The following is an 18,557-nucleotide window of genomic DNA, read 5'->3' as shown; positions in this document are numbered from 1 at the left end:
TGAGGCTCACCGGCCCTGAAGCGGACCGGCCCGTCCACCGCCGATGAGGGATCCGATGTCGGTCGCCGGTCCCTCGTCGCCGGTGAACAGCGGGCCCATTCCCAGCTCGGCTCCCGCTCGCTGCCACCATCGTGCCTGCGCGCTGGTTTCGAGATCACCGGCGAGTACGGTGATCCCGGCCTGACGAACCAGCGCGATCATGGTCTTCGCCCCAGCGAGGACCATCGATTCCTTGTCGACGGCTTGCCACATGAGACGAGAGTCGAGGCGTATGGCGTGTACCGGAAGGTCTTCCAGTAACGCCAGCTCGCCTGGCGTCACGCCGAAGTCGTGCAGTACCACTGCGATCCCCAGGTCGGCGAGCAAGCGCGTGTTGTCGACGATCTCGTGCCCGGCCACGAGCAGTGCCCCGGCCGGCAGGCCGAGCCACAACCGGTCGGGGGCCGGCGCGACACTGTCGAGAATTCCCCGGATCGTCCCGGCCAGTCGAGGATCGGCCAGCTGGTTCGGTGTGAGCGGTACCAGCAGCGGCATGCCCGCGCCGCCGCCCGCGACCTTGTCGGTCCAGCCACGCTTGACCAGCCACGCGCCGAGCGCACCGATCAGCGCGGTTCGCTCGGCGAGTTCGAGATACCGTTCCTTCGGCAGTAGTCCCAGTTCCGGATGTTCCCACCTCAGCCGCGCCTCGGCCCCGACGATCTCGCCGTCGGCCAGACGTACCAGCGGCTCGTAACCGATGCCCAGCTCGCCGTTCTCCCAGGCGCCGGGCATGGCGGCCACCAGGCCGATGGACTCCCTGGTTCGGTTGTCCCATACCGGGTCGTAGCGCTCCCACCGGCCAGGTCCCTTGCTCTTGGCCCGCCGCATCGCCAGATCCGCCGAACGCAACAACTCGGCTGGTTCGACGTTGCGGGGAAGGTCTTCGACCACGCCGAAACTCGCCGTCACCGCCAGGCCCTTCCCGTCGATGTAGACCGGCTCCGACAGCGTCTCGTTGATCCGCTCGATCATCGTGACGATGTCCGGCGTGCTCGCCGACTTCTCGATCAGAATGCCGAACTTGCCGCTCTCGAACCGCGCGACCATCGCGTTCTCCCCCGCCACCACGGACCTGAGCCGGTCCGCGGCGGTCCGCAGCAGGCTGTCTCCCGCCTTCCTGCCGAGACCATCGGTGACCAACGACAACCCGTCGAGATCCACGTGGTACAGCGTCGCCGGATTCGGCAGGTGCAGCACGTGCTCGAGGTGCGTGCTGAAGAACTGCCGGTTCGGCAGACCGGTGAGCATGTCATGCAACAACTGGTGTCGCAGCTGGTTCTGCAGGAGCGCCAGCTCCGCGTCGTCGGTCACGATCGTCACGTAGCCGTGCGAATCGCGCAGGAGCGAAGCGATCAGCGTGGCCTGAAACGGGTCGCCGTCCTTGGTGACGAAGCGCGGGCGTGATCGCAGCCGGTCGATCTTTCCGTCCCGGAGATCGCGGTAGCCGTCCTTCAGGAGCTGCCGATCCGCCTCTTGCACGAAGTCGAACAGGGTGCCGCCGTCGACCTCGCTCGACGCCCGGTCCAGAATCCGGTGCAGGGCAAGATTCGTACGGATGAGTTGGCCCTCGAGCCCGGTGACCGCGATCCCACTCGGCGAACCGAGGAAGATCTCGTCCAGCTGGGCTTCACTGGCCCGCCACTCACGCTGCGACTCCCGGACCGCGTTGAGCAAAGCCTGGTCACTCGTGTCCCGCTGCTCGACGGCCGCGGAACGGATCGCTTCCACGTAACCGGACGCCAGCGCACCGAGCAACCTGGCGACGCGTTCCGGTAGCCGATCGGCGGAGCCTGAATCCGCCGGCGCCAGCAAGGCGGCGGCGAGCACATCCACCGTGCACTGCAGGCTCGTCTTGCCGACACAGTGCAGCCGAACGAGCTCAGCGCCGACCTCCGCCGCGCTCTCGGTCGCGGGCCGGTCCCCGGCCACCGCCTCGAGCAGCCGATCGAGCAGGCCGAGCAACTCTCGTTCGATCTGGTCGTGCGACAAGGGGAGATAAGTGGTGCTACTGACGAGATAGGCCCATTTCCGCGCGACCTTGACGCGTTCCCGCCGCGACGCGAGAGGCTGCGTTCCGGCAGGCCGCTCCTGCCCGCCGGAAGGTAGTGGCCTGGTCATGACGATCGACCCCTTGATCTCCGTGTCCTCGACCGGCCGTTCGCGCCGATTCGGCTTTTCGCCCGAAACCGGTCAGGGTACGGCAAGCCCACCATAGGGTGATGCTCTAGCGGATCTTCCTGGCGACGCCACCGTATATATGCGAATCGATTTCGGAATTTCCCGAAATATCGCCTGCTCGGCCTGCTCCGCGGCGTCCCGATCAACTTGGAAATGTGCGCGCCCCCGGTGGATAGTCGCGTTTTCGGGCGTCATCCGGCCTCGTCATGCCGATTTCCCGGAGGAACCCCGTCCTGGTTCTTCATGGCGCCGTCACCACGTGGCTCGTTCGCCGTGAGGCGAAAAGCCTACTCGCTACCGCCGAGTCGCGGCTGGTCCATCGGTGTGACGGCGCATCAACCGATAGGGTGCTGGAGATATTTCCCGACGGGCCCGAAGTTGGTGAATCGCGTCCTCGCCCCAGGGAACCGACCTCGAAAGTCATCATCTTCGACAGAAACCGAACGCCCATCGTTGTCAGCGTCGGAAATCGCGTTTCCGAAAGATTCTTCAATGACGTCGAAAGCCGCTGTCAATTCACGGTCGAAACCCTCGCATGCCGCGAAGCGCTAGGTACGGCTTCGTTCTTGGCGCGCCGGCACCGCGTCCAGCACCAGCTCCACGGCGGCAAGGAAACTCTCACGGGTGAAGCCGACGGGTTCGATGCGGCGACCGTAGCGGGCCAGCGCGGGAAAGTCCGCCGGGTCTGCGCCCAGGGTGGTCACGCGGAAGGTTTCCAGTCTCCGCTTCCGTTCTGCAGGGCCGCTGGATCGGCCGGCCGCGTGCGCGGAGATCAGGGACACGGACAAGGTCACCAGGCGGTGATACCACTCCGGGACGAGTTCCTCGGGAACCCCGGCGTCGTCGAGGGCCTGCAGGGTCTCCTCGATCACCAGCCGGCTGCCGGGTCCGCTGCCCGGGTAGTGGCTGGCGTCCTTCGCGAGCTGCGGCAGCGCGGCGTAGGCGTCCCATGAGCGCAGGATCAGGTCGACGAGCCGGGCACGCCAGGTTCCCTGCCGCTGGTAACCGTGCATGGCCTGGACCAGCACGTGGTCCACGACCGCGAGCATCAGTTCGGTGCGGTTGCGGAAGTGGCGGTACAGGCTGGAGGAGTCGGTCCCCAGCTCGGCGGCCAGTTTGCGCATGCTGAACACGTCGTCCCCCGCGGAGCGGGAGATCAGCTCCACGGCGGCATCCAGGATGGTCTGTTCGCTCCACCGCTGACGCATGGCAGCAGCTTAGACCAGCGGAGCGAGCACTCCGCAGCTGACGAAAGCGGCGTTGCACGCAACGTTGCACGCGGTGCGTGCAACGTGGTTCGATGAGGCCATGACCGAACTGCACGAGCTGGCCGCCCTGCGGAACGGGTTCGACATCGACCCGGGCGTGCGGAGCCGACGCGACGACGGCGAGGTGTACCGGGTGCGGTCGCCGTTGGGACACGAGGCCACCCTCTTCAGCCGCTATGCCGATGTCCGGGCAGTGCACGGCGACGCGGAACGCCTGCGGCTCGACGCGATCGGCCCGTCGCCCGGTCTGGCCGCGGCGGGCGTGGACGACGAGCAGATGAAGCGACGTCGCGCGGGGCGGCTGCTGATGCTGGATCCGCCCGAGCACACCCGCCTGCGACGGCTGCTGACCGCGACGTTCACGGCCCGGCGTGCACAGGCGATGGCTCCGCGGATCCAGGCGATCGTCGACGCGTGCCTCGACGCGATGGAGGCCGCCGGTCCGGCCGCGGATCTGGTTTCCGTGTTCGCGCTTCCCGTGCCTTCACTGGTGATCTGCGAACTGCTCGGGGTGCCCTACGCCGACCGGGCCGAGTTCGGCGCGCGCAGCAACCGGCTCTTCGACACGACCATGGACCCGCGGGAACGGCTGCGGCTGGACGCCGAAGCTGCCGCCTACATGCGCACGCTGGTCGCGCGGCACCGGGAGAATCCGGGAGACGACCTGCTGAGCCTGTTGCTCCGCGAGAACGGCGCGGGCGCGCTTTCCGATGACGAGCTGGTGGGCCTGGCGGATCTGCTGCTGATCGCCGGCCACGAGACCACGGCGAACGTGATTTCGCTCGGAACTCTCGCGTTGCTGCGCCACCCCGGTCAGCTCGCGCTCGTCCGCGACGATCCGAGCGCGGTCGAAGACGCTGTCGAGGAGCTGCTGCGCTTCACCTCGGTCCTGCACGCCGGCTTCGTCCGGGTGGCCGTCGAGGACACCACGATCGGCGGGCATCCGGTGCGGCGTGGCGAACACGTGGTGACCTCGCTGCCCGCGGCCAACCGTGATCCGGCGTTGCTGGCTGACGGGGACACCCTCGACGTCACTCGCGCCCGCTGCCCGCATGTCGCCTTCGGTCACGGTATCCACCACTGTCTCGGCGCGACGTTGGCCCGTCTCGAACTACAGCTGGCACTTCCGGCGTTGCTGCGGCGGTTCCCCGGCTTGCGCCTCGCCGATCCCGCCGCGGCACCCGATTTCAAGGACCGCGCGCTGATCCACGGCCTGCGTTCCCTGCACGTGACCTGGTGATCATTCCGAAAGGAACGACGTTGACCATCGACGGACAGCCGTCCGCCTTTCCCGACCACCGGCAAGTGGTGCAACGGTTCGGCGACCTCGCACCGGACGGCACGACGAGCACGGTGGCACTGGCGCGCCTGTTCGAGTATCCCCGGGTCCTTCTTCGCTTCTCCCGCTTCGAAAAGCTCGTGGCCGACGGCGGGTTCGGGCCCTTCCACATCCTGTTCGTCGGCCAGCGGGTCGAACGGCGAGCGGCGTTCGGCGCGACCGGCGCGACCGTCCGGATCGGCACCGGGATCCGGACGATCGGCCGGACCTCCTACACCTACGGTCAGGGCATGTTCGCCGACGGACAGCTCGTCGCCACGGCCGACGCCACCATCGTGCTCGCCGACAGGTCCGGGCCGCTTGCCTTACCGGACGTTCTGCTCGCCGATCTCGAGGAGCTGCGGCTGCCGGAATCAGGTGCGGCGGCCGCGGCGAAACCCGATCCACGCCGCCGCGAACGGGACCACTACCCCGCCACGTCCGCTGTCCGCGCCCGCGTCGGGGACGTCGATCTCAACCGGCACGTCAACTACATCGCCCAGCTCGGGTTTTACGACGAGGCGATCGCGTCCCACGCACAGGGTCTCCTGGGAGACAGCGCCGTCAAGAAGCTCCCTCGGTATCTCCCCTGGCGATACGAGGCGAACTACCTCGGCGAGGTCCTTTACCCCGGCAACTACGACATCGGGATCGCCGTCGGCGGACACGACGAGCACACCGTGCACTACGAACTGGGGCTGTTCGACGGGGGCCGATGCCTGGGGACGGCGGACGCCGCCGCACCGCGCGGGGCGCTTTCCCCGGCAGGACGACCGCCGGGGTAGGTGAATCCGGCCTTGGCGCATGGCAGCCCTGGTCCACCGGCAGTAGGTTGCTTCAGATGGTGATCAAGGAACTGCCGCAGCCTGAGACGGGCCCCCTGACGTTGGAGTACCGGGAGGGCCGCCCGGTCCTGATCGTGTCGGGCGGTACCGCCATCCCGGAAAGGATCGAGGTGGAGGACTCCGACGGCCGCCCGGTCGGGGCCTACACGGCCGACGAGCCCGCCAGCGCACCGCGAATCGCTCCGAATTACCTGACGAACGTGGTGCATCCGTTGTTCACCCGCCCCGAATAGCGGGCGGGTTCAGCCGGCGAGGGCTTGGGCGATCTGGCGGGTCGTCTGTGCGGCGACGCGCGGATTGACTGCGGCGTAACAAATGTAGGCGTTCAACCCGGTGGCCAGGGCCCATCCGCGACCGCGGGTCCAGGTGGCGTCGTCCACGTCGAGCGTGGCGCGGAAGGTGGCTCGCGTTTCGGCCGACATGAGGGTGAAGGCGATGATCAGGTCGCGGGCCGGATCGCCCATTCCGAGTTCGCCGAAGTCGATGACAGCGCTGAGGCGGCCCTGGGTCGTCAGCAGGTTGCCGGTGTGGAAGTCGCCGTGGAACCACACCGGTGGACGGTCCCGGTCAGGGGCGGCGAGCGCCGCTTCCCACAACTCGCCCATCGCCGCGGTGTCGAAGGCGTCACCGGCTTTCGTGATGGCGGATCGGGTCGCCGTGTCCCGTGTGGACAGTGGCTGACCGGTGAGGTCCTCGGTCGTTTCGGCGTCGAACCGGTGGAGTGCGGTCAGGAACTCGGCCAGTGCGACGGCGGCCTCGTGCGAACCGGAGAGAGTATCGACGGTCGCCACCTCGCCGTCCAACCAGCGCGATACCGCCCACTGCCACGGATAGCCGAAGTCCGGCTCTCCCACCTCCACCGGTACGGGGACCGCCAAGGGCAGGTGCGGGGCGAGCCGCGGCAACCACTCGGCTTCCTTCCTCGCCTGCGTGATCGCACCTGCATGGCGAGGGATCCGGACGGACAGGTCCTCGCCCAGCCGGTAGATCACGTGGTCCGATCCGGCCGGGGTGAACGGAAACAGCGGCAACTCGGCCCACTGAGGGAACTGCGTATCGACCAGACGCCTCGCCAGCGCGGCGTCGATCGCCGGGGTCGTCTCGACGGTCAAGAACAGCTCCTTGGGTAGGTCTTAACTGTCGGCAGAGTGTCATGGCCTCGCAAGGTGATCAACCAGGTTTCACTTCAGTCCGCGTACCTCGGTCAGGATCGCTCCCCGGAAATCGGTTCGCACGAGTTTCGCGTTGGTGAAATCGGCGTTGGTGAGGTCGGCCTGGTCGAGGCTGGCGTCGGTGAGGTCGGCGTGGGAGAGATCGGTGGTGTCCAGGCTCGCGCGGGGAAGTCGTGCCTGGACGAGGGCGGCCATGTGGAGTGTCGCGCCGTCGAGCCGGACGCCGCGGAGGTTCGCGCCGCTCAGGTTCGCGCGCACGAGCGCCGCTTCGGCGAGGTTGGCGCCCGAGAGGTGGGCGGACGCGAGCGCGCTCTCCTCGAGGTCGGCCTTGGCCAGGCAGGTGCGCGCCAGGTTCAGGACATCGATGTCGTGGTCGACGGTGCGACGGCCGATGACGGTGATGGCGGCTTGGATATCGGTCGGCGGTTGATAGTCAGGAGTCGGTTCGGGACAAGAGGTACTGGGGGCGTGACCGCGGATGAAGCCGGTGAGGACTTCCATGATGGTGGGGTGATCGCGGCGTGAATCGCGGGCAAGCCGTTCGAGGGCGTAAATCCCGCCCAGTCTCACGTCGAGTTTGTCCGACCCGATTTGCTCGACGGCTTTGCCGAATCGGTCGGTGAGCTGACCTTGCTCGGAAAGCGCGACCTGATTCTGAGTGGTCCGCAGGGATTGAGCGGTGAACCACAGGGCCGCGACGGCGGCGACAGCCGTGAGCAGTGAACCCAGTTTGAGCCAGCCATCCCAGCCCAGCAGCCTGGAGAAGCCACGTGCCGGACGTCGCCGGGATCGCGGTCGTCGAATTCCGGCGATCCTGTGTGGAGATCGATGCTTCGAAGTGAGCGGCACTCGTTCGATTCTGCCGAAGTCCTTGCCGGATGTGGACGATGGGGCCGGGTGGCACTCGATCGGATGTCTCCGTGGACGCGCTACAAGCTAGCTGGGCGGCGGGACTGGATACCAGACTCCGAACCACTGCTCGGCGCCATATTCCTCGAATCGCTCCACTTCGGCGAAACCCAGTTTCTCCGCGACACGCACCGAGCGGTCGTTGGCGGTCTGGGTGCAGAGCACCACCGGCTGACCGGGAACCGCGTCGGCGAACCAGCCGAGCGCCGCCGCGCAGGCCTCGGCGGCGTATCCGTGTCCCCACGCCTGCGGCAGGAAGAGGTAGCCGAGCTCCGACTCCCCCGCGTCCGGGCGGACGTGCCCGGGGCGCTCCGCGGCACGCTGATCGAGCGTGATCATGCCGATCATCGCACCGTCGAGTTCGACCACGAACAAGCCGGGACGCCGTCCTGGAATCTCAGGTCGCGTGCGCTCGAGCTCCTCACGCGATTGAGGACCACCGATGTAAGTGCCCACTTCGGGCGAGGCGAACAAGTCGATGAACACCGCACGATCCCGCGCCTCGGACTCGCGGAGCACGAGCCGCTCGGTCTCGATCGGAGCCGGCGGCCAGGCGACAGAGCCGAGATCGGTCATGGCAGGCAACCTAGCGCACGCTAGCTCGGCGGCTGCTGAACCGGAGGGGTGGGCTGCGGCTGGCCGGGCTGAGCGTAACCGGGTTGCGGAGCAGGGAACCCCGGCTGTGCGCCCATCGGATATCCGGAAGGGCCGGACTGCGGTGCGGCGGGGCGCAGGTGCTGAAGGCCGTGCTTGACGACCGCGATCGCGACCAGGAGCCAGGAAAGCAGCGAGGCGAGTTCGAGTGGGATGCCGACGCCCATGAAGACCAGGCGGATCTCGTCGGCGGTGAGTTCGCCGGCCCAGGACGAGAGGTTCGCCACCACGAACTGCCACACGATGCTCGCGACCGTCGTGAGGAGCAGGACCGCGAAGGCGCCCACCATCAGGCCGGAGACACCCCTGGAGCGTCCTTTGATCGAAAAGATCAGGCCAAGCAGCCCGACCACGAGCAGCAACACTCGCGGGATGGCTTCGATGCTCGTGTACGCCAAGGGGGACATGCGCGCCTTCCATAACTCTCGCCGGGGATCGAGACGTCTGGCCGGACAGATCCTATGAGGTGACAACGCTCCGCGTGTCATGTTCGGCGAAGATCGCTCCACTGTCTTCGTCGAGTCTGTTTGAACCGGTGCGTTTCCGGACATCCAGTACACCGACCGTGAGGTGGCGATCGGATGGAAACGAACTTCGGAGAAGCGGCCCTGCAGGGCCTCCAGCGGTATGTGCGCCTGGTGAACGAGGAGCTGGGCCTGCAAGGCGAAGCGTTCTACACGCAGGCCGAACCGACGGCGAGCGCGTACATCGCCTTGGAACGGCGGCTTCCCGACCGGCCGGACCGCGATGTGGCGCTGCTCTGGACGGAACGACACGGATGGGCATTGACCATCGAGACGCACGCCGGCGAGGAGCTCGTCGTCGCCGGTTACCTCACCGCCGAGCCACTCCCCGCGCCCCGGGTCGTGGCCGAGTTCGCCCAGGGGCTGCTCTCGGGCGAACGCTCGCCGCGCCCCGAGCCGCCGCCCCTGTTCGACGGCGGGGCGGATTTGGCGCACCGGCTGGCGGCCTACCCGAAGCCCGCCTTTCCTCGGGGTGGGTGATCGTCTCGTTCCGCGCTGCGGCCCCAGGTTCCGGTGGGTGATGATGAGGCCGGAGTCAGCGGAACGGAGGTGGCGACGGTGGACGGTCGGCGCCGGGAGCGGTTGTGGCGGCTCGTCATCGACCACGGGGCGGATCGCGCTCCGGACACCGGATGGGTCGGCGTGGTCTGCGCGGTCGCCGTCGAGGAGCTCGACGTCGACGGGGCGGCGGTCTCCCTGCGATTGCGGGATCACGACCAAGAGCTGGTCGCCGCGAACGGACCTTGGGCCACGTCTCTGGAGGAGTTGCAGTACACGGTCGGCGAAGGCCCCGGGGTCGAAGCCTTCACCGTCGGCGATCCCGTACTGGTCGACGAACTCGCCGTCGACGAGCAGCGCTGGCCCGGATTCGCCGACGGCGCCGCGGCGAGTGGGGTCGGCGCGGCGTTCGCCTTCCCGCTGGGGGTCGGCGCGCTCCGGCTCGGCACCCTGGATCTCTACCGCCGCGAACCCGGGACGCTGAGCCGGGAGGGCTTGGGCGACGCGCTCGCGCTGGCCACCATCGCCACCACCGCGCTGCTGACCGACAGCAACGGCGGGGAAGCCGCGCACGCGCGCTGGGCGCGGCCCGACGTCGCGGGTCACTACGACGACGTGAACGTCGCGACCGGAATGCTGGCCACCGAGCTCCGGATCAGCCTCGAAGACGCCTTGGTTCGGTTGCGCGCCCACGCCTTCAGCCACCGGATTCCGGTGACCGAAGTCGCGCGAGCGGTGCTCAACCGGCAGTTGCGCCTCGAGTCGCCCCAGGAGTGAGCGACCCGGTCACTTCGCGGGCAGCACGCGGCCCCGCACCTCGCCGAACCCGATCCGCGCGCCGTCCGCGCCGGGTGCGGTCCCGGTGATCACGACCTCGTCACCGTCGAGCAGGAACGTGCGCTCCTCCCCCTTGACCGTGAGCGGTTCCTTGCCGCCCCAGGACAATTCGAGGAAAGCGCCGCGCTGGTGCTTCTCCGGTCCGGAGATCGTCCCGGATCCGTAGAGGTCTCCAGTGCGCGACGAAGCGCCGTTGACCGTCAGGTGCGCGAGCATCTGGGCGGGCGACCAGTACATCTCGCGGAAGGGCGGACGGCTGACCTCCTCGCCGTTCCATTCGATGACCAGGTCGATGTCGAGGCCCCACGGTTTCCGCTCCTGCAAATAGGGCAGCGGCAAGGGATCCGTCTGTCCCGGCAGCGGGATCCGCGCGGCCTCCAGCGCCAGGATCGGGACCACCCAAGGGGAGATCGAGGTCGCGAAGCTCTTGCCGAGGTGCGGGCCCAGCGGGACGTATTCCCACGCCTGGATGTCGCGGGCAGACCAGTCGTTGAGCAGGACCGCGCCGAAAACGTGGCGGGAGAAGGAATCCGGGGAGATCGGGGTGTTCAGCGGGGTTCCGGTGCCGACGACGAAACCCATCTCCGCTTCGATGTCCAGCCGCGTGCTCGGCCCGAACACCGGCGCGACGTCGGCCGGGGTCTTGCGCTGGCCGCTCGGGCGCACGACGTCCGTGCCGGAGACCAGGACCGTGCCGGAGCGTCCGTGGTAGCCGACCGGGAGGTGTTTCCAGTTGGGCAGCAACGGTTCCGCGTCGGGGCGGAACAGCCTGCCGACGTTCGAAGCGTGGTGTTCGGAGGCGTAGAAGTCGACGTAGTCCGCGACCTCGATCGGCAGGTGCAGGGTCACCCGCGCGACGGGATGGACCGCGCCGTCGGGGATCTCGCCGGTGATCAGCTCGCGGATCCGCTCCCGGACGGCCACCCAGCGGTCGTATCCCTGTGCCATGAACGGGTTCAGCGTCGGCGCGGCGAAGACGTCGTCACCGAGCGCCGCGGCCAGGTCGAGGACCGAGTCGCCGACACGGACGCCGACGCGGGGGGAATCGCCGTCGACGGAGAACACGCCGTAGGGCAGGTTGCCGATCCCGAACAGGGAATCCGCGGGGATGTCGATCGTGGTCATGCCTCTCCTCGGGGCGTCGCGAGCAGGCCGAGTCCGGCCAGTTCGGTCAGGGGGTCGGTGATGCTGCAGGTGCCGAACGACGTGAAGCCCGTGCGGGCGGCGGCGGCACGATCCGCGTCCAGCGCCCGGAGGCGGTCGGCGACGACGGCGCCGTCCCGCTCGGCGAGCAGGGCTTCGGGGTCGCCGTCGGCGTGGAGGACGGCGTCGGTGGCCAGTAGCAGGTTCAGGAATCCGTGCTGTTCGAAGCCGGTTTCCGGATCGGTGTTGCGGAGCGCGTGGTGCAGCCCGGCGGTGGCCTTGAACGGGACACCGGCCCCGGCGGCCGCCCGGACGGCGGCGGCGAGTTCGGCTTCGCCGGGGTACAGCTCGGCACGGACACCGCCGGTGCGGAACTTCGCGCGGTGGCCGGTGCCGGAAAGGGCGGTCAGCAACGGGAGTCGCCGGTCGTCACGCGGGATCTCGACGTAGACCGGCGCGGTGGCACCGGAAATCGCGGCGAGCAGCTCGTCCGGCCCCATTCCGTCCGGGACGGCGATTTCGAGCGCGTCGAGACGCACCGGCAGCGCGTCGACGGCCTTGAGCACGCCGTCGAGCTGCGCGGGGCCACCCGGCAGCGTCACCGCGATCGGAAGCGGGGTGACCCGCTCACGCAGGACCTCGGCGAGGTCGTCGAGCGCGGTGGCGGCGACCACCAGCGGTCCGACGAGGCCGGAGTACCAGGCGGAGACGTGCTCGTCGTGCGCCACGACGGCGTCCGGCAGCGGGGCCAGGCCCGGCGGGAACACTGCGGCGTCGTCGCACAACCCGGCGAAGAGCGGGGGAATCCGCCCGACGTCCACCATGGTCCCCTCCTCGCCGATTTAGTTCACACTTTTACTACTCTTCGGGCAGCGTAGTCCGGTCTTCCGGGTGACGGGAAGGGCCGATGGAGCTGAAGGGGACTTTCCCCGCATCCGACGCGGCGAAGGGCGCTTTCCCCGCATGGCACGCGGTGAAAGCGTCCTTCAGCCCCTAGTTGCGGCTCCGGGCGCCGAACTCCTCGCGGCTCGTGATCAGTTTCCCCAGCAGCATCACGAGGATGCGCTGTTCGGTCTCGGTCAGCGCGTTCGTCCAGCCGAACTCGCGCTCGTTGTGCTCGCGGAAGACCGAGACCATCTCCTCTTGCCCGGCCTCGGTCAGCGACAGCTGCACCGAACGGCCGTCCCGCTCGTCGGGGGCCCGGTGGAGCATCCCCTCCGCGACCAGTGTCTTGACCAGGTTCGACACCGCCGCCCGGCTCATCCCGGTCAGCCGGGCCGCGCTCGTCGGTTCGAGCGGCCCGGCGAGCCAGACCACGAACAGCAGCCGGAACGCCGACCAGGACCGGCCACGCGGCCGGTGCACCGCGGCTTCGAGGTCGTAGGTCACCAGGTCGGAGGCACGGTTGAGGGTCAGCAGCACCTCGGTCGCCAGCTGATGCCGGAAGCCGTACTCCTGCGCGAGCCGCCGGTTCGCCAGTGCCACGAACGACCAGAAGTCCCGCCCGGCCGCGTCCACGTCTTCCATCGCCGAACACTAACCCCGGACCTCGAAAATGGTCAAAGTCGAAAGCAGTTCCGCCCTTGGAGATTCGTCCATCGATCAAGCGTAATCATGGACATTCCTCCATGGCGGGCGCACCGCGATCACCTGTTGGCTGAAGGCATGAGCAGAACGGAAGTGCCCCCGGGGACCGCCAAGGCCGTCCGGGTGACCGCGGGAGACCTGGTGCGGGTGATCGACGTCGACGGAGGCCAGGTCGGCGACGTGTTCGCGTTCACCGGCAGCGGGAACGAGCACCACAGCGCGGCGCACACCCGCGCCGCGAACGACAGGCTGTTCCCCGCCGTCGGCGAGTCCTTCGTGACCGACCGGCGCCGCCCGATCCTGACCCTGGTCGAGGACACCTCCCCCGGTGAGCACGACATGCTCATCCCGGCCTGCGACCCGGCCCGCTACGCCGCGCTGGGAGCCCCCGGTCACCGGTCCTGCGCGACGAACCTGCTCGAAGCGCTGCAGGAAACCGGCCTGGGCTTCACCGGTCCGACTCCTCAGCCGATCAACGTCTTCATGCGCATCCCGGTCGGCGAGGCAGGACGGCTCAGCTGGCTGACCGCCTCTTCGCGGCCAGGCGACGCGGTGACCCTGCGGGCCGAAATGGACTGCGTCGTCGTGGTCTCCGCCTGCCCGCAGGATCTCGTGCGAATCAGCGACGCCGGACTTTCCCCGCTCGCCATCGAAATCGTCCACAATGGAGGAAACCCGTCATGACCACCACCGTCGGCCACGCCCACCCCGCGCTGGCCCCGATCACTCTCGGCGGTCTCGCGCTGCGCAACCGCTACGCCGTCGCCCCGATGACCCGCGTCTCGGCGCGGCCCGACGGCACCCCGACCGGCGAAATGGCCGACTACTACGCCGAGTTCGCCCGCGGCGGGTTCGGCCTGGTGTTCAGCGAGGGCACCTACCCCGACACGGCGGCCAGCCAGGGCTATCTCAACCAGCCTGGTCTCGCGAGTGACGAGCACGTCGCGGGCTGGCGCGTCGTCACCGCCGGAGTGCGCGCGGCGGGCGGGCGGATGATCGCCCAGCTCATGCACGCCGGGGCGCTCTCCCAGGGAAATCCGCACCAGGACCACACCGTCGGCCCGTCGGCCGTCCAGCCGCTCCGGGAGATGATGCCCGCGTACGGCGGTTCCGGGCCGTGGCCGGTACCCCGGGAGCTGACCGTCGCCGAGATCGACGACCTCGTCGAGGGGTTCGCCGCCGCGGCCGTGCGTGCCCGCCTGGCCGGGTTCGACGGCGTCGAGGTGCACGCCGCCAACGGTTATCTGCTGGACCAGTTCCTCACCGACTACACCAATCAGCGCACCGACGAGTACGGCGGCCCGGTCGCGCATCGGATCCGGCTGACCGCTCGCGTCGTGACCGCCGTCGCCGAAGCCGTGCCCGATCTGCTGACCGGGGTGCGGCTGTCCCAGACGAAGGTCAACGACTTCACCTATCGCTGGCCAGGCGGCCGCGAAGACGCCGAGGTGATCTTCGCCGCTGTCGCCGAGGCGGGCGCGAACTTCCTCCACATCGCCAGCGAGGGCCGGAACTGGCTGGAGACGGCGAAGCTGCCCGACGGCGGCACCATCACCGCCCTCGCCCGGCGGGTCACCGGTCTGCCGGTGATCGCCAACGGCGGGATGCACGACCTCGAGCAGGCACGCGAGGTGCTGGCCGGCGGGCACGCCGACCTGCTCTCACTCGGGCACGGCGCGCTCGCCAACCCCGATCTGCCCGCCCGCGTCGCGGCGGCGGAACCGCTGGAAGAATTCGACCGGGCGATGGTCTCCCCGACCGTCACGGTGGCGAACTCGCGCCGCTGGCGGGAGAGTCGGCAAGCGTGACGGAACCAAGCTGGCACGGCGGCGCGGCCGCGGTGGCGACCCTGACCTTCGACGTGGACGCGGAATCCCCGATCCTCGCGCGAGGGCGGGGCTACGCGGATCACCTGTCGACCATGTCCCATCAGGCGTACGGGCCCCGGGTCGGGGTGCCGCGCATCCTCGGCCTGCTCGACGAACTGGCCGTACCGGCGACGTTCTTCGTCCCGGGCTGGGTCGCCGAACAGCGGCCCGGCCTGGCCGCCGAGATCGTCGAACGGGGGCACGAGGTGGCGCACCACTCCTACAGCCACCGGCCGCCGACGACGATGACCGTCGCGGAGCAGCGAGCCGATTTCGAGCGGGGCATGGCGGTCTTCGCGAGCCAGGGCATCGAGATCAGCGGGCACCGGGCGGCGGGCTGGGAGTCCACTTGGGACACTCCAGGTCTGGTGGCCGAGCACGGGCTGAGCTACGACTCGTCACTGATGGCCGACGACCGGCCCTACCTGATCGAAACCGGCGCGGGCCGGATCGCCGAGCTTCCCGTGCACTGGTCACTCGACGACTGGGAGCAGTACGCGTTCCTTCCCGCGCCTCAGATCGGATCGGTGATCACCTCTCCGGTGCGGGTGCTGGAGATGTGGCGCGCGGAACTGGACGCGATGCGCCGCTACCGCTGCCTGTTCAACCTGTGCCTGCACCCGTTCCTGTCGGGCAGGCCGGGACGGCTGGCCGCCGTGCGCGAGCTCGTCGAGTTCGGGCTCGGCCTCGGTGACGTCCGGTTCGCCCGGTGCCGGGACGTGGCGGCCGCGGCGCTCGCCGACCCGGCCTTGCCTTCGGAACCCTTGCGGCGCCTCGAAGTCGATCCTGCGGTCTATCCGGACTGACCAGCTTCCAAAGCCAGGAACAGGTCGACCCGGTCCGCGGTCCGCCCGACGTCGCGGCCGGTCAGCTCGGTGACCTTCGCCAGCCGGTTGCGCAAGGTGTTGACATGCACGAACAGGGCCGCGGCGGTGGCCGCCCATTGGCCGTCGTGGTCGAGGAACGCCCGCAGGGTCGTCTCCAGGTCGCCGTCGCGGGCTCTGTCGTGCTCGCGCAGCGGGCCGAGCAAGGCGTCGGCGAAAGTGTGCCGCCACTGCTCGTCGTGCGACTCCAGCAGCAGCCGGTAGCTGCCCAGCTCGGCGAAACTCGCCGCCACCGGTCCGCCGCGCCTGCCGCGGAGCACGCGGCAGGCTTCGCGGCTGCGCGACAACGGCGCGCGCAGTTCGGCCGCGCCGGACACGGGATCGGCCAGCCCGACGACCACGCGCGCGCCGGAGAACCGATGCGACACCGCGGCCGCCAGCCGGGGTGCGAGCGCGGCGGGCGCATGCGTTCCCGACCGCCAGGGCAGCACCGCCACGACGTCCCGGCTGCCCGCCGCCACGACCGCGGGCAGGCCGTCCGCCAGCAGGAAGTCCGTCACGGCCTCCGCCATCCCCGGCAGGGTCGCGGTGGCGTCGTCGCCCGCGAACGCCAGCGCGAGCACCGCCAGCGGCCCGTCCGGGTCGACGCCGAAGGCCCGCAACCTGCCGGGCACCTCTGCGGCGCGCTGCGCACCGGAGAGCACCATGTCCAGCAGCTCGACGGCGAACCGCATCTCGATGGCCTGCACCGCCTGGTGCCGGGCGACCTCCAGGCTGAGGTAGCGGGCGGTCTGCTCCAGCGCGTCCCGCTCCCCCTGCGTCAGCTCGGCCGCGGGACGCAGGCAGAGCAGCACGGCGTCCGCGTCGCCGATCGCGCCGACCGGGAACAGCGCCGCCCGCGTCCCCGCTCCGAGGTCCGCTTCCAGTGGCGGCGGACGCCTGGCCAGGGCCTCCGCCGCTGCACGCGACTGGCCGGCGTCCAGCTCGGCACCGGCGGCCGCCAGCTCCCGGCCCATCCGGTCGACGACCGCCAGCGGCAGCTCGTGTTCGCGGCGGAGGACCTCGAGTACCCCGGAAGCTCCGGCGCCCCTCGACAGCGCCGAGGTCAGCTCGTCTCCTCGGCGCACCAACGACATCAGCGCGTTCTGCCTGCCCCTGGCCTGGATCGCCGCCGCCGCGCGGGTGACCGCCGTGAACGGCACCGCCACCGAGATCTCCAGCAGGGGCAGTCCGGCTTCCCGGCACGCCTCGGCGAGCTCCGGCGGAGTGTCACGCTGCTCGACGCGAAGGCCGAAGATGATCCCCGCCGCTCCCGCGCGGACCACCCGCGCGACGAAGTCCGCCGGGCCGGTGCGGTCCAGCCACAGGCCGTTGGTCAGCACGACCTCGTGTTCCCGCACGTACGGCGCGGGATCGGGCAGCTCGGTGTTGTGCACCCACAGCACCTGCTCGGCCAGTGCCCCGTCGCGGCCGGGGACGACCACCCGCAGTTCGAGATCGGGGTCCTCGACCAGCGCCGCCAAGCTCAGCATGACTGTGAATATATCCAGTGAAGCTGGGTCGCTATGGATGATCCGCCATTTCATCGGTTTTTCATGATCGCTGATTAGCGTGCCTCGGAGACCCTTCAGGATTCGAGGAGACCCACTGTGACGGCAGTTTCACGAACGATCGCCGAGCGCTACACCCTGCTCGAGAAGCTGGGCGGCGACGGGGCGGCCGTGCTGTGGCGTGGGGAAGACGGCACCGACGGCCGTCAGGTCGCGATCAAGGAACTGGTTCTTCCCCCACTGGACGAGACCGCCCGCGCGGTCGTCGTGGAACGGCTTCAGCGTGAGGCCGGTGTCGCGGTGGATCACCCGTCGGTGGTGCCCGTGCTCGACGTCGTCGTGACGGACGGGGTGCCGTACCTCGTGATGGACCTCGTCGAAGCGCGGACTCTGGAAGACGTGGCGTCCTCCGGCCCGCTGCCGCCGCGATTCGTCGCCGACATCGGCAGGCAGGCGCTCGGCGCGCTCGCCGCCGCGCATACGGCGGGCGTCGTGCACGGGGACGTCCGGCCCGCGAACATCCTGGTGTGCCCCGACGGCACGGTGAAGCTGACCGGCTTCGGGATCGCCGGCGCCCTCGACCCGTCCGGTTCACCCGCCTTCCTCGCCCCCGAACGGATCGCGGGCCACGAAGGCACTCCCCACTCGGATCTCTGGTCGCTCGGCGTGACACTGCTCAGCGCGAGCGAAGGCGTGAATCCTTTCCACCGGGTGAACATCGCGGCCACGCTGTACGCCGTCGTCAACGAACAGCCGCCGTTCCACCGGACGCACGGGCCGCTGGCGGACGTCATCCGCGGGCTGGTGGCGAAAGCGCCGCAAGCGCGCATGCTGCCGGACCACGCGCTCCCGCTCCTGGCACAAGCCGCGAGCGGTGTCGAAACCCCCGCGCCGCGTCCGCCTTCCCCCGGAATCGCCATGCCTTCGGTGTTCGCGGTCCTGGCGGGGGTGGCGGGCATGGTGCTCGGCTTCGCCCTGCTCACGAACGCGATGCTGATGCACCAGGCGTACTACTTCTTCGAGTTCTCGGAGCTGTCGATCATGGTGGGAGACTTCAGCCTGGTCCTTGCCGGAGTGGCCGCGGTGGCAGGTGGCGCGAGCCTGCTCGCCAGGGTCCGGGCGGGGCAGATCATGCTCAGTGTCTCCGCGCTGCTGACGCTGATCTCGACCTGTCTGCTGACCTTCGTCGGCGACGATCGGATCCACCTCGGCCTTCCGGTCCAGCCCGGTTTCACCGTCGATCTCCTCATCCTCGTCTTCGCCGTCGTCCTGACGATCGCCGTATGGTTCGTGCCGGTCCGGCGATCCACAGTGGACCGCCCTGCTGTGGGCTGATCCGCTCA

At 69.3% G+C, this 18,557-nt stretch carries 19 protein-coding genes; 9 read left to right on the top strand and 10 right to left on the bottom strand.

The window, feature by feature from the left end; all coding sequences use genetic code 11:
• Window positions 1–6 precede the first annotated feature (6 nt).
• Both ACLJRM_RS30120 and ACLJRM_RS30115 read right to left on the bottom strand, forming a co-directional pair.
• On the bottom strand, window positions 7–2,157 hold the full coding sequence (locus ACLJRM_RS30120) for a putative bifunctional diguanylate cyclase/phosphodiesterase (RefSeq protein ID WP_410664977.1): 2,151 nt from the start codon (window positions 2,155–2,157) through the stop codon (window positions 7–9).
• Window positions 2,158–2,765: 608 nt separating this feature from the next.
• On the bottom strand, window positions 2,766–3,425 hold the full coding sequence (locus ACLJRM_RS30115) for a TetR/AcrR family transcriptional regulator (protein WP_233224218.1): 660 nt from the start codon (window positions 3,423–3,425) through the stop codon (window positions 2,766–2,768).
• A gap of 100 nt (window positions 3,426–3,525) precedes the next feature.
• Here ACLJRM_RS30115 and ACLJRM_RS30110 point away from each other — a divergent pair, with 100 nt between their 5' ends.
• Genes ACLJRM_RS30110 through ACLJRM_RS30100 form a run of 3 tightly spaced genes read left to right on the top strand, consistent with a single transcriptional unit; the run spans window position 3,526 to window position 5,881 of the window.
• Window positions 3,526–4,725, top strand: a complete 1,200-nt coding sequence (locus tag ACLJRM_RS30110; RefSeq protein WP_101608924.1) for a cytochrome P450 — start codon at window positions 3,526–3,528, stop codon at window positions 4,723–4,725.
• A 20-nt stretch (window positions 4,726–4,745) separates the two neighbouring features.
• Window positions 4,746–5,588 carry a hypothetical protein gene (locus ACLJRM_RS30105; RefSeq protein WP_410664976.1) on the top strand — a complete coding sequence of 281 codons (843 nt, stop codon included), beginning with the start codon at window positions 4,746–4,748 and terminating at the stop codon, window positions 5,586–5,588.
• A 56-nt stretch (window positions 5,589–5,644) separates the two neighbouring features.
• Window positions 5,645–5,881: a hypothetical protein gene (locus ACLJRM_RS30100; protein ID WP_410664975.1), complete on the top strand. Its 237-nt coding sequence runs from the start codon at window positions 5,645–5,647 to the stop codon at window positions 5,879–5,881.
• Window positions 5,882–5,890: 9 nt separating this feature from the next.
• Here ACLJRM_RS30100 and ACLJRM_RS30095 read toward each other — a convergent pair whose 3' ends face one another.
• The 4 genes from ACLJRM_RS30095 to ACLJRM_RS30080 form a co-directional block, all read right to left on the bottom strand.
• Complete coding sequence (locus ACLJRM_RS30095; RefSeq protein WP_410664974.1) at window positions 5,891–6,760, bottom strand: aminoglycoside phosphotransferase family protein; 870 nt, start codon at window positions 6,758–6,760, stop codon at window positions 5,891–5,893.
• A 69-nt stretch (window positions 6,761–6,829) separates the two neighbouring features.
• Window positions 6,830–7,669, bottom strand: coding sequence for a pentapeptide repeat-containing protein (locus tag ACLJRM_RS30090; protein ID WP_101608927.1), 840 nt, complete (start codon window positions 7,667–7,669; stop codon window positions 6,830–6,832).
• Between the two features lie 87 nt (window positions 7,670–7,756).
• On the bottom strand, window positions 7,757–8,305 hold the full coding sequence (locus tag ACLJRM_RS30085) for a GNAT family N-acetyltransferase (RefSeq protein ID WP_410664973.1): 549 nt from the start codon (window positions 8,303–8,305) through the stop codon (window positions 7,757–7,759).
• A gap of 20 nt (window positions 8,306–8,325) precedes the next feature.
• Window positions 8,326–8,790, bottom strand: a complete 465-nt coding sequence (locus tag ACLJRM_RS30080; protein ID WP_410664972.1) for a hypothetical protein — start codon at window positions 8,788–8,790, stop codon at window positions 8,326–8,328.
• 174 nt (window positions 8,791–8,964) lie between these two features.
• Here ACLJRM_RS30080 and ACLJRM_RS30075 point away from each other — a divergent pair, with 174 nt between their 5' ends.
• Both ACLJRM_RS30075 and ACLJRM_RS30070 read left to right on the top strand, forming a co-directional pair.
• Complete coding sequence (locus tag ACLJRM_RS30075) at window positions 8,965–9,387, top strand: DUF6292 family protein (protein WP_101608931.1); 423 nt, start codon at window positions 8,965–8,967, stop codon at window positions 9,385–9,387.
• A 78-nt stretch (window positions 9,388–9,465) separates the two neighbouring features.
• The gene (locus ACLJRM_RS30070) at window positions 9,466–10,182 is read left to right on the top strand and encodes an ANTAR domain-containing protein (RefSeq protein ID WP_101613310.1); all 717 of its coding nucleotides are present in this window, start codon (window positions 9,466–9,468) and stop codon (window positions 10,180–10,182) included.
• 9 nt (window positions 10,183–10,191) lie between these two features.
• On the opposite strand, the gene fahA is transcribed toward ACLJRM_RS30070, so the two are convergent.
• The 3 genes from fahA to ACLJRM_RS30055 form a co-directional block, all read right to left on the bottom strand.
• A complete protein-coding gene (fahA, locus tag ACLJRM_RS30065) occupies window positions 10,192–11,367 on the bottom strand; it encodes a fumarylacetoacetase (RefSeq protein WP_101608932.1) in 1,176 nt (391 codons plus the stop codon).
• The gene (locus ACLJRM_RS30060) at window positions 11,364–12,209 is read right to left on the bottom strand and encodes a hypothetical protein (protein ID WP_410664971.1); all 846 of its coding nucleotides are present in this window, start codon (window positions 12,207–12,209) and stop codon (window positions 11,364–11,366) included. Before ACLJRM_RS30060 ends, fahA begins: the two co-directional genes overlap by 4 nt.
• A 169-nt stretch (window positions 12,210–12,378) precedes the next feature.
• The gene (locus ACLJRM_RS30055; RefSeq protein ID WP_101608934.1) at window positions 12,379–12,912 is read right to left on the bottom strand and encodes a MarR family winged helix-turn-helix transcriptional regulator; all 534 of its coding nucleotides are present in this window, start codon (window positions 12,910–12,912) and stop codon (window positions 12,379–12,381) included.
• Between the two features lie 138 nt (window positions 12,913–13,050).
• On the opposite strand from ACLJRM_RS30055, the gene ACLJRM_RS30050 reads away from it, so the two are divergent.
• From ACLJRM_RS30050 to ACLJRM_RS30040, 3 genes are read left to right on the top strand one after another with little or no spacing between them, the layout of a single operon-like run.
• Entirely contained in the window at window positions 13,051–13,656 is a 606-nt protein-coding gene (locus tag ACLJRM_RS30050; RefSeq protein ID WP_410664970.1) for a DUF1989 domain-containing protein, read from the top strand.
• Window positions 13,653–14,780, top strand: coding sequence for a tRNA-dihydrouridine synthase (locus ACLJRM_RS30045; protein ID WP_101608936.1), 1,128 nt, complete (start codon window positions 13,653–13,655; stop codon window positions 14,778–14,780). The genes ACLJRM_RS30050 and ACLJRM_RS30045 overlap by 4 nt, the downstream gene beginning before the upstream one ends.
• A complete protein-coding gene (locus ACLJRM_RS30040; RefSeq protein ID WP_410664969.1) occupies window positions 14,777–15,646 on the top strand; it encodes a polysaccharide deacetylase family protein in 870 nt (289 codons plus the stop codon). The genes ACLJRM_RS30045 and ACLJRM_RS30040 overlap by 4 nt, the downstream gene beginning before the upstream one ends.
• Here the strand turns inward: ACLJRM_RS30040 and ACLJRM_RS30035 are convergent.
• Window positions 15,634–17,196: a PucR family transcriptional regulator gene (locus ACLJRM_RS30035; protein WP_101608938.1), complete on the bottom strand. Its 1,563-nt coding sequence runs from the start codon at window positions 17,194–17,196 to the stop codon at window positions 15,634–15,636. The two genes, ACLJRM_RS30040 and ACLJRM_RS30035, sit on opposite strands and share 13 nt — an antisense overlap.
• 117 nt (window positions 17,197–17,313) lie before the next feature.
• On the opposite strand from ACLJRM_RS30035, the gene ACLJRM_RS30030 reads away from it, so the two are divergent.
• Entirely contained in the window at window positions 17,314–18,549 is a 1,236-nt protein-coding gene (locus ACLJRM_RS30030) for a serine/threonine-protein kinase (RefSeq protein ID WP_410664968.1), read from the top strand.
• Window positions 18,550–18,557: the final 8 nt, after the last annotated feature.

The sequence above is a fragment of the Amycolatopsis sp. lyj-84 genome (assembly GCF_046549075.1).
GTDB lineage: Bacteria > Actinomycetota > Actinomycetes > Mycobacteriales > Pseudonocardiaceae > Amycolatopsis.
Note: the sequence above shows the minus strand (reverse complement) of the source record. Positions and strands in the feature narration are given on the sequence as shown.

What these genes read in the sequence shown, in the direction of transcription:
- ACLJRM_RS30120 (WP_410664977.1), bottom strand. Translation starts at nt 2,157, where the DNA reads ATGACCAGGCCACTACCTTCCGGCGGGCAGGAGCGGCCTGCCGGAACG.
- ACLJRM_RS30115 (WP_233224218.1), bottom strand. Translation starts at nt 3,425, where the DNA reads ATGCGTCAGCGGTGGAGCGAACAGACCATCCTGGATGCCGCCGTGGAG.
- ACLJRM_RS30110 (WP_101608924.1), top strand. Translation starts at nt 3,526, where the DNA reads ATGACCGAACTGCACGAGCTGGCCGCCCTGCGGAACGGGTTCGACATC.
- ACLJRM_RS30100 (WP_410664975.1), top strand. Translation starts at nt 5,645, where the DNA reads ATGGTGATCAAGGAACTGCCGCAGCCTGAGACGGGCCCCCTGACGTTG.
- ACLJRM_RS30085 (WP_410664973.1), bottom strand. Translation starts at nt 8,305, where the DNA reads ATGACCGATCTCGGCTCTGTCGCCTGGCCGCCGGCTCCGATCGAGACC.
- ACLJRM_RS30080 (WP_410664972.1), bottom strand. Translation starts at nt 8,790, where the DNA reads ATGTCCCCCTTGGCGTACACGAGCATCGAAGCCATCCCGCGAGTGTTG.
- ACLJRM_RS30075 (WP_101608931.1), top strand. Translation starts at nt 8,965, where the DNA reads ATGGAAACGAACTTCGGAGAAGCGGCCCTGCAGGGCCTCCAGCGGTAT.
- fahA (WP_101608932.1), bottom strand. Translation starts at nt 11,367, where the DNA reads ATGACCACGATCGACATCCCCGCGGATTCCCTGTTCGGGATCGGCAAC.
- ACLJRM_RS30060 (WP_410664971.1), bottom strand. Translation starts at nt 12,209, where the DNA reads ATGGTGGACGTCGGGCGGATTCCCCCGCTCTTCGCCGGGTTGTGCGAC.
- ACLJRM_RS30055 (WP_101608934.1), bottom strand. Translation starts at nt 12,912, where the DNA reads ATGGAAGACGTGGACGCGGCCGGGCGGGACTTCTGGTCGTTCGTGGCA.
- ACLJRM_RS30050 (WP_410664970.1), top strand. Translation starts at nt 13,051, where the DNA reads ATGAGCAGAACGGAAGTGCCCCCGGGGACCGCCAAGGCCGTCCGGGTG.
- ACLJRM_RS30045 (WP_101608936.1), top strand. Translation starts at nt 13,653, where the DNA reads ATGACCACCACCGTCGGCCACGCCCACCCCGCGCTGGCCCCGATCACT.
- ACLJRM_RS30035 (WP_101608938.1), bottom strand. Translation starts at nt 17,196, where the DNA reads ATGCTGAGCTTGGCGGCGCTGGTCGAGGACCCCGATCTCGAACTGCGG.